The 16,333-nt window shown below is 46.9% G+C and carries 14 protein-coding genes; 6 read left to right on the forward strand and 8 right to left on the reverse strand.

What is annotated here, in order from left to right; translation table 11 throughout:
* Nucleotides 1–289 precede the first annotated feature (289 nt).
* Nucleotides 290–2,857, reverse strand: a complete 2,568-nt coding sequence (locus G8759_RS27740; RefSeq protein WP_167215787.1) for a TonB-dependent receptor — start codon at nt 2,855–2,857, stop codon at nt 290–292.
* Between the two features lie 289 nt (nt 2,858–3,146).
* Between G8759_RS27740 and G8759_RS27745 the strand changes: the two genes are divergently transcribed.
* Nucleotides 3,147–3,881 (forward strand): DUF2490 domain-containing protein, encoded by a 735-nt coding sequence (locus tag G8759_RS27745; protein WP_167215789.1) that lies wholly within the window; start codon nt 3,147–3,149, stop codon nt 3,879–3,881.
* Between the two features lie 20 nt (nt 3,882–3,901).
* On the opposite strand, the gene G8759_RS27750 is transcribed toward G8759_RS27745, so the two are convergent.
* From G8759_RS27750 to G8759_RS27775, 6 genes are all read right to left on the reverse strand, one after another.
* Nucleotides 3,902–4,495 (reverse strand): YbhB/YbcL family Raf kinase inhibitor-like protein, encoded by a 594-nt coding sequence (locus tag G8759_RS27750; RefSeq protein WP_167215791.1) that lies wholly within the window; start codon nt 4,493–4,495, stop codon nt 3,902–3,904.
* 111 nt (nt 4,496–4,606) lie between these two features.
* Entirely contained in the window at nt 4,607–5,290 is a 684-nt protein-coding gene (locus G8759_RS27755; RefSeq protein WP_167215793.1) for a hypothetical protein, read from the reverse strand.
* Between the two features lie 257 nt (nt 5,291–5,547).
* Nucleotides 5,548–6,642 (reverse strand): hypothetical protein, encoded by a 1,095-nt coding sequence (locus tag G8759_RS27760; protein ID WP_167215795.1) that lies wholly within the window; start codon nt 6,640–6,642, stop codon nt 5,548–5,550.
* Nucleotides 6,643–6,644: 2 nt separating this feature from the next.
* Nucleotides 6,645–7,367 carry a hypothetical protein gene (locus G8759_RS27765; RefSeq protein ID WP_167215797.1) on the reverse strand — a complete coding sequence of 241 codons (723 nt, stop codon included), beginning with the start codon at nt 7,365–7,367 and terminating at the stop codon, nt 6,645–6,647.
* A complete protein-coding gene (locus G8759_RS27770; protein WP_167215799.1) occupies nt 7,339–7,896 on the reverse strand; it encodes an RNA polymerase sigma factor in 558 nt (185 codons plus the stop codon). The genes G8759_RS27765 and G8759_RS27770 overlap by 29 nt, the downstream gene beginning before the upstream one ends.
* A 128-nt stretch (nt 7,897–8,024) precedes the next feature.
* Nucleotides 8,025–8,468, reverse strand: a complete 444-nt coding sequence (locus G8759_RS27775; RefSeq protein WP_167215801.1) for a winged helix-turn-helix transcriptional regulator — start codon at nt 8,466–8,468, stop codon at nt 8,025–8,027.
* Nucleotides 8,469–8,570: 102 nt separating this feature from the next.
* On the opposite strand from G8759_RS27775, the gene G8759_RS27780 reads away from it, so the two are divergent.
* From G8759_RS27780 to G8759_RS27795, 4 genes are all read left to right on the forward strand, one after another.
* Nucleotides 8,571–9,419, forward strand: coding sequence for an SDR family oxidoreductase (locus G8759_RS27780; protein ID WP_167215803.1), 849 nt, complete (start codon nt 8,571–8,573; stop codon nt 9,417–9,419).
* A gap of 227 nt (nt 9,420–9,646) precedes the next feature.
* Nucleotides 9,647–11,233, forward strand: coding sequence for an amidase (locus G8759_RS27785; protein ID WP_167215805.1), 1,587 nt, complete (start codon nt 9,647–9,649; stop codon nt 11,231–11,233).
* Nucleotides 11,234–11,292: 59 nt separating this feature from the next.
* The gene (locus tag G8759_RS27790) at nt 11,293–13,509 is read left to right on the forward strand and encodes a penicillin acylase family protein (RefSeq protein ID WP_167215807.1); all 2,217 of its coding nucleotides are present in this window, start codon (nt 11,293–11,295) and stop codon (nt 13,507–13,509) included.
* 431 nt (nt 13,510–13,940) lie between these two features.
* Nucleotides 13,941–14,333, forward strand: a complete 393-nt coding sequence (locus G8759_RS27795) for a hypothetical protein (protein ID WP_167215809.1) — start codon at nt 13,941–13,943, stop codon at nt 14,331–14,333.
* A 65-nt stretch (nt 14,334–14,398) separates the two neighbouring features.
* Here G8759_RS27795 and G8759_RS27800 read toward each other — a convergent pair whose 3' ends face one another.
* Nucleotides 14,399–15,163 (reverse strand): cupin domain-containing protein, encoded by a 765-nt coding sequence (locus G8759_RS27800; RefSeq protein ID WP_167215811.1) that lies wholly within the window; start codon nt 15,161–15,163, stop codon nt 14,399–14,401.
* Nucleotides 15,164–15,252: 89 nt separating this feature from the next.
* On the opposite strand from G8759_RS27800, the gene G8759_RS27805 reads away from it, so the two are divergent.
* A complete protein-coding gene (locus tag G8759_RS27805; protein WP_167215813.1) occupies nt 15,253–16,260 on the forward strand; it encodes an AraC family transcriptional regulator in 1,008 nt (335 codons plus the stop codon).
* Nucleotides 16,261–16,333: the final 73 nt, after the last annotated feature.

Raw genomic sequence — 16,333 nt, forward strand, 5'->3', positions numbered from 1 at the left:
TAAATAAATTTAACGTGGTCAGCTTTCTAAAATCAAGTCAATCTATTTATGCTCTAGTGCTCAGCAATGGCTCCTGCGGCCGTGGCCGCCGATACTTCAATCAACCTTCCGGTTCTAACGTCGTAGATGTAGCCCTAAACGGCAATGTCATTCGGTACAAGCGGGTGGCTTTTGATACATTTAACATCTTCCGTTACGCTGTCTGCCAGGTTACTAATGGTCAGAAACGAAACAAATTTAGCTTCGTCGGAACCACTTTCTTCTATTCCCAACTAACTGATTGACCCCGTTAGAAGGTATACCGTAACGTAACGCCATAGGTACGTGGGTCACCTACAATGCCTGCATAATGGCCTGCGCTTCCGGGAGCCGCCAGTAACTGCTCAAAGTAATTGGTATTGAACAGGTTTCTGCTCCAGACAAAAATCGAAATTCCGGTAGAAGCTCTAAAACCAAGCCGTCCATTTGCCAGGGTGTAAGCGTCAATATTTAAATACTGAGACGGTGATGGACTCGACGAAAAAGAGGAGCGATAAAAAGCATCTAAGCCAACAAAGTAATTTCCTTTTAAACTGATGAGCTTTCCTTTAGCGGTGACCTCGCCCCCTACCGAACCTGACCATTTTGAGATACCGGGTAACACCCCGCCTGAAATATCTTTAAAAGCTTGTTCTCCCCCCGTTTCTTCAAGCGGCACTGGCGCATTTTTAAATGTCACATACTTGCCATCTGTATAGGCAAAGGCTGCGTTCAGGGTTAACCGATTGGCTATCCGTACATTTCCATCGATCTCCACACCCATTACGCGCACTTTCTCAGCATTGGCCAGATAGCCTCTGTTCACGCCGGGTTCAGGCGTTTGTACCTGTGTCTGATAATCTTTAATCTCTGTATTATAGAATACCAGATTCAGGATCGAGTTAGGCGATGGTTTTGTTTTCAGGCCAAATTCGACGTGGTTTACATGCTCGGGCTTCACTCTGGCCAGGTCAAGTAATGTCTGTCCATTGGCTGTTGGTAATCCACCAATATTAATCCCGACGGGTTTGTAGCTTATAGCATAGGTTGCAAAGGCATTGATCGCACTTCCTGCTCTGTATTGCAGAGTAACCTGTCCGGAAAAATTATCCTCTGATACGTCCGTATCGAACGCCTGATTGGTATAAACCCCGTTCTTTAAGGCGATCAAAGCCGCATCGGTCGTTTGCAGACCTCCGTAGGTTTCCCGTTTATAGTTGGCTACTTTCTTGTCGTAATTATACCGGACACCTGGTAAAACGTGGATTTTATCTGTTAAAGCCCAGTCAAGTTGTCCAAATACCGCCAAGCCCGTACTCTTGATTCTATTGGTTGTCCGAATACCGAAGTTATCGAACAGGCCCGGCGTTTTCCAGAGGGCACTTGTCGAGCTTTGGGCAAAGCGCCATTGGGCAGAACCGGCTTCTTCGGTCTGTACGGGGTCAGATTTCAAATCCTGCCAAAGGCCGAATAAGCCAACAACACCGCTCAACCGGGATGAAACTTTACCCGCATACCGTATTTCCTGCGACCACTGGTCATGAACTGAATTACCTGCCGAAATCGTAAAGACGGGTAAACCGATGTAGTCGCGGTCATTCAGCGGGGTCCATTTCCAGTGACGCCAGGCTGTTGTAGAGGTTAGGGTACCACCTCCTATTTTAATATCGGCGTTCACTGATACGCCACCAAGCTGATTATCTGCTTTTGATGGCGTATCCAGGTCAACAATCCGTTCAAAAGCGCTTGAATACGGGAGTTTGTAATTTAAATCAGCAATAATGGCATTAAATTGTCGATAGGCAGCCCGCTTGGTGGGAACAACACCGGCTACTGGCCAGCCATAACCATTCGGTTTCTGATCAGAAACATCCCCGATTATGGTAATTCTTACATTATCGCTTGGCGTGTACAGGAGTTGCGCCCGCACACCAATATTATTAATGTCGTTGATTGGAAGCTGGGTATGTACATTGAAAAAAGTCCCGTTCCGTTGTGTACCCGTAAACGATACCCGCGCGGCAAGCTTTTTACTCAGTGGTCCCGTGAGTGAGCCTTTAGCCTGGATATACCCGTAATTGCCATAACTTAATTCAAAGCTACCGCTTGGGGTAAAACCGGCAGGACGCGTGGTAATGTTGAAGGCTCCAGCTGTTGTGTTTTTACCAAACAACGTTCCCTGAGGCCCTCGTAACACCTCTACCTGTTCAATATCGATGAAATCGAGTGCTGTAGCCGCTGGACGGGCGTAGTAAACACCATCTACATAAAATCCGACGCCTGGATCAATACCATCGTTCGTTAAGCCATACGTAGAGCCTAAGCCACGAATATTAAGCGTTGTATTTCGGGCATTGGAGGCATACAACTGAACGGTAGGTACCATTTCTTTCAATCGGTTCACGTTGAAAGCACCAGCATCTTCTGCCCGGTTACCACTGACAACCGAGATCGGGATAGGAACGTCCTGTGCCGACTCCTGACGGCGTCGGGACGTTATCACGACATCGGCCAATTGATTGGCTCCCTCTTCAAGTTGAATTTCTGTGTTGTCATCAGATACCACCACTTCTTTGGTCTGATAACCCAGAAAAGACACAACCACTGCCAGGGGAAGCTTTTGAGCTGTCAGTAACTTGAATTGACCATTTTGATCCGTTGGTCCACCGTTGGTTGTTCCTTTAATTGTTACAGTGGCGCCAATTAATAGTTCTTTCGTGCGGGCATCAATAACTTTCCCAGTAATAGTGGAATTGATAACGGGGGGATTTTGAGCTGATACGAATAAGGGTAAAAGAATAACCCCTATCAGAAACATTGACTTTAAAACTTGTTTCATTCCGATTTTGTGGTAATAAATGTGATTAGTATGCCACGATGTTAGCCTTGCTTAATTGACGAAATCTCAATAGTTGCGCGTACTTCCGTGCCAGTTCATTTTAGTGTTGTCTATGTATTCTCCCTATACTCCCGGTACTGGATAGACTATTAGTACTTATAATCTATTGATATTATAGACTTTACAAAGGAACAACCACTTCCCTCTCTTTTCCAAACATTCACCTTGAAAAAATACTTAACCTGATGATTTTCTATACTTAAGAACTTCATTTAGTCGCAACAACCCGTTGAAGAAACTCTACATTCTGCTTTGTAGTCTGTTACTGATCAGTAGCCAGAGCAGGGGTCAGGTACTTAAAGATGTCACGTCATCTAATCAGGTATGGATTGCCTATTACAATCAAACCCGGCTAAGTGATAAATGGAGTATCTGGTTCGACACGCACGCGCGACGTACTGATTTTCTGGGACGCTGGGCGACGCAGATTTTCAGACCTGGTGCCGTTTATCACTTATCCGATAAGGCGCGACTGATGGCTGGATACGCTTATGCCCGTTTTTACTCCACTGAACCAGGGGGTGATGTTCAGCCAGAGCACCGCCCGTGGCAGCAGATAAACTGGGAAGGTAAACTGGGTCGATTTGAGACCAATCACTGGATACGAATCGAGGAACGGTTTCGCCGGAATCTGGTCAATGAGCAATTGGCCCCCGGCTATGGCTTCAATTTTCGATTTCGGATCATGGTATCCGCCCAATTGCCACTCTGGGGTAAAGAAGCGAAGCCGGGTGTCCCGTCCGTACTTGTCCAGAACGAAATATGGTTTAACGCAGGTGGGGAAATCGTTTATAATTACTTCGATCAGAACCGGTTATTTCTGGGGATCGTCTACCCATTTTCGGAGCAGCTACGGCTTCAGGCAGGTTATATGAACGTGTTTCAGCAGCAGGAAGAAGGGAATGAATTTCAGAACAAGCACGTTCTAAGGCTGTTTCTCTACCACGATCTTGATTTCAGATAGCGGCCGGAGCAGGCCTGTTTCTATTCAAAATAGCCAGTCAATTCGCCATAACCCAGAATGTGGCCTTTCATTGCATCTATAACCTGTTGTTTATTGGGCACATCCGTAAAGGAAAGCGCTTCATCGAGAGCATAGACACGAAATACATAAGCATGGCGCCCTGCTGGTGGGCAAGGGGCGATAAACTTTAGATTACCAGTCGAGCTTTTCCCAATTTTACCACCCAGCAACTGCAATTGCTCGGTAGTTAGGGCTTCCGGAAGGCTACGAACTGATGCGGGTAAATTGTACAATACCCAGTGCGAAAGGTTGAATATTGGGAAAGTGGGGGTTGGCACATCGTAGTCAGTTACCAGAACAACGTAAGTCTCCGCATCGGCCTGATTGCTTTCCCACGCAAGCGCCGGTGATACACTGCTTCCACGGCAACTGCAATTGACAGGCATATCGCCGTTGGGCGGGAATGAACCGCTGGAAACAGTGATGCTTTTTCGTAATGTGGTCAGGTAAGCTTCTTCGTCTTCATGCTGAGACTTTGCCCTAAAGTGCATTACTATCATAAATAGCCCGAAAAGCACAATCAAGCCAAATAGTATCCGAGTAATTATACGCATAAAAAAGCCGGCTAGGTACATTCGCATCCTTAACCGGCTGATAATAAATAAAGTTTATGAAGTTTCCAGCGTCTATTCCAAAAAAAATCAGGAAATAGGGCTTCTTACAGCCTACGCGGCCCGGCTACTCTGCGGACGGCGTAGCGTTGTTGTACGAAGCGACTGCGTATTGCTCCGTGCTTCTTCAATTACCTGCTCCGAAACAAGCCCAAGGTGATTGGCACGTTTCAGCACATAATCAAAGGGCAGGTTAAAATAATTAGCCACTTCGCTCCGGAAGCTTTCGGGAAATTTTGACAGACGCAAGCCAAAAAACTTACGGACTTCATCTTCTGGCAGCATAGCCGCCAATGCGACACGCTCTGCTTCGGCCAGTAATTCCAGTCGTGATGGATATAAATACTCCAATCCAATGGATGCTGACAGAATATTGAGGAACAGGTTTTTATACATTGCCGACAGTTCGGCAGGCATGATTACCCAGCCCTGTTCGCGGAATTTTGCCGAGAAGCCCGTTAATCCCTGCTCCCCGCGAATTTCACCCGCAACAAGCTCAGTGGGAAAACGAAGTCTTTCGTCGGTTTTCTGTAGCCGGAAAACGACCGCTTCAACGGGGCTTTTGGTAAATAATAAATCGGCAGGCAAGACCCGAGTGCTTTCCCACTGGTCGGTCATGCGCATAAACAGGCTTTCGTTGACTGGCAGATTTTCAGGGCTGCCAAGACTGATGAGTATCCGGCGGAAAGCCGCCAGAAAATCGATCTGGAGTTGGTTCGAATTTGAGCGTCGCTTCATGCGGTTGGCTTGCCGGTCAATTGCTTTTCAATAGCCCCAAACCGGCATCATTAGTATGGTTGTCTGTTGGAAATTGGGGAGGTAAATATACACAACAGAACACGCAAAACAAAGCGTTAACGCCAACAATATCAGACAACTTACCGAATCAATTTTACGACCAAACTTACGTTGATCCAGCGGCCAGTCCATGGTTGTTTACGCAAAAAATCATTACTGATCTGATCCGGCACAGCAACGGAAAGACCAGTACTTGTTCAGAGGCCAACTACGAATCGTAACCCTGGATACACTTTCTTAAAAAACCCATTCATGTACAACTCAGGCTGCACCTTAAACAACCCTTTCTGAAAAACTGTACCGCCCAGTCGGATCGTGTTTGACTCAAAATACGATCCTTCCCGATAAACCGGAATGCCAACATAAAACGAAGCGATCTGGCGATTGAAATCGGTGGTCCGACCCGTTTTATTTTTATGATAAAAGACGACGCCAACATTCAGAAAGTCGTTTCTGAAAATCGAAAATCGATCGGTGGCAGTGGGTCTGTCAAAGAAGAAATTAGACGTGTAACCAACAACATACCCTACCCGCTGAAATTGACTGGGAATAAACTGAATATCGAAATTGAGCGACGGCACCCATTGGTTCCGAATCAGGCCAACGCCAATACCGGGCGTAATTTCGAGAAACGGATTTTTTGCCGAACCCGGATTCAGGAATCTGGCTTTGTTGTCGGCGCTCTGAAGCAGAGTAAACGCCATTTTTGGGCTGGTCAGGTCATGGTTTTTGTATTCGCGCACCGATTCGAGTGCCTGATGCAGTTTCTGATTAATTCCTCCTGCCTTCAGCAAGCGTTCAATATCGCTTAGGCTATTGACCAACAGATACACACTAAAAGTAGTGGGTGTATCTTGCGATTCCAGTGATGTCCATATAATCTGGAGAGTATCCTGCTGTGTTTTTACCTCAACCGGCTTGTCATCCTCCTGAAACTGGAAATTAGTTGTTGGCTGGGGAGTGTAGCGCAACGCCAGAGACTGACTGGTTTCGCCAAGCCGAAAGAGCGCATGGGTGGCCCGAGTCGGGTTTTGCGTTGTATCCTCCACTTTCTGATAGTCAGTCACGAACAGGCGTAATACCGAATCAATATTTTTTCGGGCCAGAACCTGTGCATATTGATCGAATGCGACAAGCAGTTTGTTTCGCTGACCTAAATCAATTTCGATACGGCTAAGACCCGGAAACTTCTGTCGAGCCTCCTGTTTCGCTAAACGTGGGTTGGTCGGTTGAGATATGACAATCCCGACTATGCTCAGCATGAGCATAGTAATCAAACAAAATAGACGCATGTTTATTGGTTTGGTTTACTCGTTAGGGGCATTATTAAGGTGGAACGACGCTCTTCCGGTACTGATTCTTCACTCCGCCCGATACCTAACCGGACAAAGTTTTCAGTACGGTAAACTTTGGGGCGAGTTTCTTCTTCAGCCCGCAGTTCGTTTTCGTGAACGACCCGAAATCTTCGTTTTGGCGTAGTCGTCGCCACAGTCGGCTTACCGGATACGATGTGTTTATCAACAACTGGCAGAACTTCATCAGCCATTGGTAAAGAAGGAATTGGGGGTAATACCGCAATTGGCTCTGGATCGACTGGCGTTGCTAGTTGGTTCGGAATTTCTCTGGAATGACTAGTCGTTTGTAGTCGTACGGCTGATCGTCTTTTTCCAGAAAATACGATTTTCGGAGCGATAACCTCGTTAACCAGCCTCGCCTTACGACCGGCTTCTGAAGTTGTAGGTCCTTTACGGTTAGCGCGAGCTATGCTAATTTTAGTCTGTTCGTCAGTTGATTGATGTAACGCAAACCAGCCCAAAATCAACCCACTCAGACAGGCTGCCATTGCCCATCCAATCAGGCCAGTTCGTCGACGAGGTTCATCAACCTGAAGCTCGGGACGCATCTGTTGCCACAATCGTTCGGCGTCAAACGAAGATCCGGGTGGGGGCGTATCGGGCATGCGGCTGAGTGACTGCCGTACCCACCGATCAAGAGATTCGTCGAGTTTCTGCTTCATAACCGTATTGTATCAACCAGGTTTGTAATAAAGCCCTCGCCTTGCTTAACTGCGATTTTGAGGTATTTTCGGAGATGCGTAACTGATCGGCAATTTCGCGGTGTGTATATCCTTCAATAGCGTATAGGTTAAAGACCGTTCGATAGCCAGGTGGCAACTCCAGAATAAGCTGATGAATGCGTTCAGCATCGAGCATGCTATCCGGGAGTTGCCCGGTATCTGGCTGAATCTCGGCGAGTTCATCGGCCTGAAAAAGAGGCAGGTTTCGATTAGCCCGCAGGTGTTGCAATGCTTCGTTGACCACAATACGCCGAAGCCAAGCTTCCAGACCATTATCGTCCCGATAGGTAAAGCCTACAATCGAGCGAAAAGCTTTCAGGAAACCGTTCATCAACACCTCTTCAGCATCTGATTCATTCCGGACATAGCGTAGACTAACCCGAAACAGTCGGTTAACAAACTGATCGAACAGTCGTTTCTGGGCAAACGCATTACCCTTCTGACATTGTTCAACAAGTTGCTGCGACATACTGGTGACTGGTGATTTCGGATCGTTTTCAATGACAGAAATGCCGTGTTTGGCTAAAGGGTTGCCTGAGGCAAAAAAAAAGCCATCATCTGTTCGAACAATGGCCTGAATAGTAGATGGTTTTGGGCTCAATTAACCAGCATAGTGCTGTGTTCGCGCGTATCATAGCGTTGTCGTGCATTCATAATCTGATCGCTGTGATCGGTGGCCCATTCACCCAGATCAATGACTTGCACCAATAGACTATAACCCAGCTCTGTCAGTTCGTATTCGACCCTTGGCGGGATTTCAGGATACACCCGTCGCGAAACCAGACCATCGCGTTCCAGATTGCGCAGCGTTACTGTAAGCATTCGCTGAGAAACGCCATCGATCCGTTTCTTGAGTTCATTGAATCGAAGGGTTCCGGCATTGCCTAAATGAAAAATAGACAATATCGACCATTTATCGCTGAAACGGTCCAGAATATTCCGGGTTGGGCACCCTCCTACCACACGACCTGTCGTTCCTAAAATTTTCTGCAATTTTTCTTGCAGCCTATCCTGCTGATTATCAACAATAGTTCTGTCCATGTTCCTGACGCACAAAAAAATGCCTTCTTGCGGTGGTTTCAGTTACTAAATACCTTTGAGTTACCAAAAGTAACTAAGTAACGAATAAAAACCAAGAATCTAATGATCGCTATTACCGGAGCATCTGGCCATCTAGGAAAAGCCACGCTCGAATTTTTACTAGCTAAAACAAATGCCAATTCACTGGTTGCCATTGCCAGAGATCCCGAAAAAGTGGCTGATCTGGCCAGCAAAGGAATCACCGTTCGTCAGGGAGATTATGGTGATCCGGCTTCGCTCGTAGCCAGTCTGGCAGGTGTTAGTACAGTACTGTTAATCTCCAGTTCTGCACTGGGGGAGGAGCGTGTTCGCCAGCACGCCAATGTGATCAATGCGGCCAAAGAAGCCGGTGTGAAGCATATTTTTTATACCAGTGCCCCGAATCCATCCCCAACAGCACACTTTGCGCCAGCTATTGATCATTTCCAGACCGAAAACCTGTTGAGAGAATCAGGTCTGACGTATACTATCTTCCGCAATAATCTATATCTGGATGTAGTACCGGGATTGATTGGCGATGCGGCTCAATCGGGGAAACTCTACTATCCGGGTGGTGATGGAAAAATCAGCTTTGTACTGCGAACAGACATTGCCGAAGCCCTCGCTACTGCGCTGACCAGCGAAGGTCATGAGAATAAGGTGTATGACATTGGGGCGCCTACTGCCTGGTCATTCGGTGATATTGCCAGGGCGTTGAGTCATAATGATAAGTCCGTTGACTACATCGATATTCCCAATAGTGCCTACGAAGCCGAACTCGTCAAGCACTTGCCCGCTCCGGTGGCCAAAGTCTACGCAGGAATGGCCGAAGGCATAAAGGAAAATGACTTTAATCAGCCCGATTCAACACTGGAAAAACTGTTGGGTCGCGAACCCGTTAGTCTGGACAGTTTTCTGAAAAACCTGGCCTAAAATCATTTGTTACGCCGGATGGCTGTTCCTATCAGTTATTCGGCGTAACATCTTTGTATCCGTACGCTAAGAGCCAATTCTATCTGTGATTAGTACACTATCTTCAACTTAATTTCGCGAACTAGTCAATAAATAGTACAAATACCGACTGAATACATCTTTATTCGCTGAATACCATCAGGAAAGCTTATTTTTACCATACGATTATACTGTTTATACACTATCGTATGCCGCGAGCTTTTCGTCTCTGTCATCCGTCACGGATTTATACGTTGTTATGGTTGCTGATTTATACCTGGACAGTGTCTGCTCAGCCACTGCCCAAAACGTCCTCTACGAATACGTTCGAACTGATTGAAACCACGATCAGCGACATCCACAAAGCTTTCCGCACAGGTTCTCTGACGAGCGAACAGTTGGTCAATGCTTACCTGAAACGTATCCAGACTTACGATCAGCCTACAAAGCTCAACGCCATTATTATTGTCAATCCGGAAGCAATCAATACTGCCCGTGCGCTGGATGCGGAATTTCGAAAAACGGGTAGGCTGCGCCCGTTACACGGTATTCCGGTTATCGTGAAAGACAATTTTAACACAAAAGGGCTACAAACAACGGGCGGCTCCATAGCACTGAAAGGATTTGTGCCGACTGAAGATGCCTATCAGGTTCGTAAACTGCGGGAAGCCGGGGCCATTGTACTGGCTAAATCCAATATGGCGGAATGGGCTTTTACGCCCATGCATTCGCAAAGTTCAATGGCTGGCGAAACGCTGAATCCCTACAATCTGGCCTATGTGCCAGCCGGATCGAGTGGTGGTACCGCAGCAGCCGTGGCTGCTAACTTAGGCGCAGTTGGGGTAGGCTCCGATACAGGCAATTCAATCCGGGGGCCGTCGTCGCATAACGCACTGGTGGGCTTCCGAACATCGCTGGGCCTGATCAGTCGTTACGGTATTATTCCGCTCTATACCCGCAACGATGTTGGTGGGCCGATGTGCCGCACGGTCGAAGATGCCGTTCGGCTGCTGGAGGTTACGGCGGGCTACGATCCTAACGATCCGATTACTAAAAACAGCCAGGGCAAAATCCCTAAAAACTATACCCAGTTTCTACGCAACGATGGCTTGAAAGGTACCCGAATTGGGGTGCTTCGTCAGGTAAGCGACAAATCGATCCACCCGGAAATCAAGCAGCTTTTCGACCAGGGTCTGGCGGATTTGACCCGAATGGGTGCGCAGGTCGTTGATGTTACTATTCCTGATTTTGACTCGTTACGCACCAACCAGGGGTGCGCCGACTTTAGAGCCGATATTGAAAACTACCTTCGCACCTTTGTTAAACTGGATTCCCTGAAAACCCTGGAAGATATCATTCGAATAGGCGGTTATTCGGACATTGTGCGCGACCGGCTAACCCACCAACAAACGCATTCGGGTCGCACCAGGCATCCCGAAATTCCGTGTGGTGATGCGTTTACCGATCCATTGCGGATTGCTTTTCGCAAAGCGATTGAAGCCGAAATGGATCGGCTGCATGTCGATGCCCTTGTTTACCCAACCTGGAATTATCCGCCCGCTCAGGTTGGGGATGCAAAAGGCTATAAAGGGGATAACAGTCAACTGATTGCTCCCGCTACCGGCCAGCCCGCTTTTACCGTTCCAATGGGATACACGACCGGCGATTTACCCGCTGGTATTCAATTTTTGGGTCGTCTGTTCGCTGAACCAACTTTAATCCGGTTGACGTATGCCTATGAACATGGAACTCACCATCGGATCGCCCCAAAGCGATTTATGGCGCTTGGCCAATAAAATAAACCCTCTATCAACCTAACGCATTACTATTTTTCACTCCATCACATTCCTCGTCAATGAATCGCTTTCTTTCCCAGACAACCCATTTTTTTATACTTCTTGTAGTTGCACTATCTTCCTTTGTTGTCAAGGGCCAGCCGTTCAGCAAGGCCGAAATTACACGCTGGCAACAGCATGCCAAACAGGTCACGATTACCCGCGACACCTGGGGCGTTCCGCACATTTACGGCAAAACCGATGCTGATGTAGTCTTTGGTTTACTATATACCCAATGCGAAGATGATTTTGCCCGTGTTGAAGAGAATTACATCACGTCGACGGGTCGGTTAGCCGAAGTAGAAGGTGAGTCGGCCCTCTACCATGATCTGCGGGCGAGGCTCTTTATGGATAGTACGCAGGCCATAGCGATCTACAAAAAAAGCCCGGCCTGGATGAAGCAGTTGCTGGACGCCTTTGCCGATGGCACCAATTATTACCTCTACACCCATCCCAACGTTACGCCCAAATTGCTGAAACGCTTCCAGCCCTGGATGCCGCTTATGTTCAGTGAAGGCAGTATTGGTGGCAACATCAGTGTAGTATCCACCGAGCGGTTGAAGGCTTTTTATGAACAGCGAAAATCAACATCGTGGCTCAACAATTTCGACCACTACGAACGTGAATCGGTCGGGTCGAACGGGTTTGCTATCTCCCCTGCCAAAAGTGCTACGAAAAACGCGCTGTTACTGATCAATCCACATACATCGTTTTATTTCCGGTCGGAGGTACACATGGTCAGTCAGAGTGGCTTAAACGCGTATGGGGCCGTTACCTGGGGGCAATTCTTTATCTATCAGGGCTTTAACGAAAACTGTGGCTGGATGCACACAACCAGTTATGCCGATTCGATGGATGAATATCTGGAAACGATCGAGAAAAAGAATAACGCCCTTTTTTATAAACATGGGAATGGCCTCAAGGCCGTTCGCACGCAAAAAGTACGGTTACCCTATAAAGCAGGAAACGGAGTGCAGTACAAAGATTTTACGATGTATTTCACCCAGCATGGCCCCATTGCTGGCGAAAAAGAGGGTAAGTGGATTGCGATCGATATGATGAATACCCCCCTGAATGCGCTGGAACAGTCGTATCTACGCACGAAGGCAACCGGGTATGCAAGCTTCAAGGAAGTCATGAAACTCAATGGCAATGCGTCCAACAATACGATTTTTGCGGATCGCGACGGCACGATTGCCTACTGGCATGGCAATTTCATGCCAAAACGAGATCCCAAATTTGACTGGAGCCAGCCGGTAGACGGTAGTAATCCCGAAACCGACTGGAAGGGTTTGCATTCGGTCGATGACATTGTTCAGGTAAAGAACCCGGCCAGTGGCTGGATTCAGAACTGCAATGCCACTCCGTTTACTGTGTCGGGTACAAGTAGCCCCGAGAAAAACAAGTATCCGGCCTACATGGCTCCCGATGCCGAAAATTACCGGGGTGTCAATGCTGTTCGCGTTCTGAGCCGAAAATCGATGTTCACTCTGGATACCCTCATTGCCGCTGCCGACGACCCCCATCTGGCCGCTTTTGACGAACTGCTGCCTGCCTTGCTGAGCGCCTATCAAACTGTTTCCAGCGATGTGCAGAATCAATCGAAAGATCTGGCCGAAGCCGTTCAGATCCTGAAAGACTGGGACAAATCGTATGGTGTTAAGTCTGTCGGTCAGACGCTGGCCATTTATTGGGGCGAAAAAATACAGAAACTGGCTCGTAGTCGCGCGGCCACCGACCAGCGTTTCGATAATCTGGGCCTAACGGCGTTTACGATCAGCCAAACCTCCCCACAGGAAAAAGTAACAGCCTTAGCCGACGTACTGACTGAACTGACCCGCGATTTCGGGACCTGGAAAACGCCCTGGGGTGACATTAATCGCTACCAGCGGCTAACGGGAAAAATCCAGGAGACCTACGACGACCAGAAGGCTAGTATTCCGGTTGGTTTTACGTCATCAGCCTGGGGGTCGCTGGCGGCTTTTGCAGCCAGAACCTATCCCGGCACTAAAAAACGGTACGGCAGCGTGGGCAATAGTTTTGTAGCCGTTGTCGAATTTGGCAAACGCGTAAAAGCCCGTTCGGTGGTTACAGGTGGCCAAAGCAGCCGACCCGGCGAAACCCATTTCATGGATCAGGCTCCCCTATACTGTGAAGGGAAATTTAAGGATGTGTTGTTTTATCCGGAAGATGTGCAAAAGCATGTTGAGAAGACCTATCATCCGGGGGAAAAGTAAATGGTCAACTCGTTGGTTTCTTTACCAAATAGAACCCAAATTAATCATAAAAAGAAATGATTTACATTACTCAGTTAATCTACATCAAAGAAGGCCAGGAACGTGTATTTCATCAATTTGAAGACATCGCGATTCCAACAATCGCAAAATATAATGGACAACTTTTGCTACGGGTGAGACCTTCGGACAGCTCTTTCATTGCGTATCAAATTGATAAACCCTATGAGATCCACCTTGTAAAATTTGACTCCGAGCAAGATTTTGTAAACTTCATGCACGACGAAGAACGGAAGAAGTTCCTGCATCTTAAAGAACAATCAATAACATCATCCATATTAATTCAGGGGACAAAATTATAGTCCGAAAGTTTTGCCAGGGTTGTTTATCGGCTATAAATCACGCAGTTCGATAGTCAAATAAAGTCAACTCAAGTGGTAGCCACGAATCTTAAAAAGTTGTATGGCAAAAAGAATAATGGGAGTAATCGTAGGGTACGCCATTTTGTCGTCTCATCCCTTTTGCTTTTTAACCTATCTGGTCAAAAGCCACATGCACAGGCATCTACTGGATTTCAGATTATAACCGCTTTATATGGTATTGTCTTTTCTTTTTTAAGTGGCTTCGTCGTACAGATAATTGCAAAGCATAAAACGTTAGCGGTAAACTATGCACTTGGGTTAATTATTACAGGTTTCGCTACTTTTTCATTGGTCAAGGCAACAGGGAGTCACTGGACACAGTTGTTGGCTATTTTTATTTTTGCACCTGTTTCTGTTTTAGGCGGGTTATTTTGGCTGAAACGCGTTGGCAAACAGCCATTGTAAGCAACTAAAAGATAATGCACCGGGCGGGAGTTTGCCTGGTGCATTATCTTTTAGTATTGCGGTAGTTAACGGTAATACTTTTCCAAATCCCTATCCTCCCCTTTCCATTGCGCAATTTTTGCCAGTGCGTTCACAAGAGGTTCCTGTATAAAACCAGGGATTTCGGGAAGATAAGTGCCGCTATAGCCCAGCAACAGCGCCATATGCCACGGATTCTTCGTGATTTCGCCTTCAAATTGCCCGTCGTTGGCCAGGCCATAAGCGATTCGGATGCTTTTTTCCAACCCTCTTGCCGGCATCGCTTTAACCAAAAGGAGAATTGTAGAATCGGTTGGGTTTGCGAAATAATGTAATGCCCCTTTGTGCGCAACGGCATTACCACCTTCTTTTATTCTGTATTCCTTTCCTCCATTACCTACCAGAGCTGTACCTTTTAAAACAGTAAAATACTCGTCAAAGGATTTATGGTAGTGCCATCCATTTCCGCCATGCGGCTCCACTTCTACCTGAATCAGTTCGTAGGCACCACCCGTTTCGTTGCCGGTTTTAAGAAACGTTGATTTGTAATTGCCATCGCTGTTAATGATGGTACGATCGCTACGATTGCCAACACTCATATCAAGCGGGGGCAGAAAAAAGGCAAATCCGCTAAGTGCCAGAAAGAGAAAAATGAGCAGAAACAAAGGCAGGCCAACCATTGTGTAGAGTAGTCTGACCCAAAGGCGGTGATTACCTTTCCAGATACGAACTACGCCAATTGGGTAAAATACAAGAGAGGTCCATTTCCATAAGCGAACTTTATTAGCCGCTGGTTCAAATATAGTGTTCATGTTGTCCATTTATGTTGTTTTTTGTATTGCAAATTTTCACCTTAAGTCGGCGATACTGTTAAGGATAAACGGATTTTGGTTGCGGCAAAATGGATAAAATTGATAATCATAACTGGGGCAATATTTTCCGTGACATTTCACAACAGGAAGTGTTCCGCAACGATCGTTACGTTGAAGTATTGGCAAACTTCAACGAGCCGAATCTTGCTCATGCCCAAATCACGACCATTCAAACACCAGGAATCGAGTTAGTGTATGCCAATTTCAGTACCGAACGCAAGCTGGTACTGGTTGATCCCGAAAATTCAGAAAGTATAAGCTCTTCGTTTATTTTGAGTGGTGAGGTAGAATCGCAATTCACCCTGAACAAAAATTCGGTGCGTCATTGGGGAAATACGCATGGCTTTCAGTATACACCCGATTTTCAGGGCGAACACATTATCCTTAACCAAAAGCTACAGGCCTTCTCGCTTTGTTACAACAGTACGTATTTTAAAACCATAGCGCAATCGGCAGGTATGCACTACCTGGATCAGGTTCTGAACAGCATGGAACGTGGTCAAACCTTGCTGGTGCCCCCCGGCAAAATGGCCTTGCAGCCCCGTATGGCCGAATTACTGCATGCTATAGCGACATGTAACTTTCAGGGACTGACCAAATACCTGTTCATTGAAGCGAAAACGCTCGAACTATTTGCGCTGCAACTAGAGCAGCTTAATGCCGGGGCTGGCCATGCAATAAGAGAGCAATGGAGCCGCGCCGACCGCGAGCGTCTGAAGGCCGTACACGATTTCATCAATCAGACCTATCTGGAACCCTTAACGCTGACGGGCATTTGTTATCGTTTTGGGCTCAACGAGTTTAAACTCAAAAAAGGGTACAAGCATTTTTTCGGCAGTACTGTTTTTGGCCATATTCATACACTACGCATGCAGGCCGCACAGCGACTGCTGGTTTCAGAGCAAATGAACGTTTCGGAGGTTTCTTTCCACATTGGCTACAACAACATCAGTAGCTTTTCAGCAGCATTTAAAAAACATTTTGGTTACCTGCCCGGAACGATACGATTACATACTGCTGGCCTTTACGCTTGCTAACCTTGATCTGATTGGTAAATTACTCACGAAAATAGTTTCCCTACACAGCAATACTATTTTTTCTAAAAACGAT

It is taken from the genome of Spirosoma aureum, assembly GCF_011604685.1.
In the GTDB taxonomy this organism is placed as follows: Bacteria; Bacteroidota; Bacteroidia; order Cytophagales; family Spirosomataceae; genus Spirosoma; species Spirosoma aureum.

Excerpts from the sequence above, each read along its gene's own strand:
- G8759_RS27805 (WP_167215813.1), top strand. The coding sequence starts at position 15,253 with ATGGATAAAATTGATAATCATAACTGGGGCAATATTTTCCGTGACATT.
- G8759_RS27780 (WP_167215803.1), top strand. The coding sequence starts at position 8,571 with ATGATCGCTATTACCGGAGCATCTGGCCATCTAGGAAAAGCCACGCTC.
- G8759_RS27765 (WP_167215797.1), bottom strand. The coding sequence starts at position 7,367 with ATGAAGCAGAAACTCGACGAATCTCTTGATCGGTGGGTACGGCAGTCA.
- G8759_RS27770 (WP_167215799.1), bottom strand. The coding sequence starts at position 7,896 with ATGTCGCAGCAACTTGTTGAACAATGTCAGAAGGGTAATGCGTTTGCC.
- G8759_RS27775 (WP_167215801.1), bottom strand. The coding sequence starts at position 8,468 with ATGGACAGAACTATTGTTGATAATCAGCAGGATAGGCTGCAAGAAAAA.
- G8759_RS27740 (WP_167215787.1), bottom strand. The coding sequence starts at position 2,857 with ATGAAACAAGTTTTAAAGTCAATGTTTCTGATAGGGGTTATTCTTTTA.
- G8759_RS27800 (WP_167215811.1), bottom strand. The coding sequence starts at position 15,163 with ATGAACACTATATTTGAACCAGCGGCTAATAAAGTTCGCTTATGGAAA.
- G8759_RS27750 (WP_167215791.1), bottom strand. The coding sequence starts at position 4,495 with ATGCGTATAATTACTCGGATACTATTTGGCTTGATTGTGCTTTTCGGG.
- G8759_RS27790 (WP_167215807.1), top strand. The coding sequence starts at position 11,293 with ATGAATCGCTTTCTTTCCCAGACAACCCATTTTTTTATACTTCTTGTA.
- G8759_RS27755 (WP_167215793.1), bottom strand. The coding sequence starts at position 5,290 with ATGAAGCGACGCTCAAATTCGAACCAACTCCAGATCGATTTTCTGGCG.
- G8759_RS27760 (WP_167215795.1), bottom strand. The coding sequence starts at position 6,642 with ATGCGTCTATTTTGTTTGATTACTATGCTCATGCTGAGCATAGTCGGG.
- G8759_RS27785 (WP_167215805.1), top strand. The coding sequence starts at position 9,647 with ATGCCGCGAGCTTTTCGTCTCTGTCATCCGTCACGGATTTATACGTTG.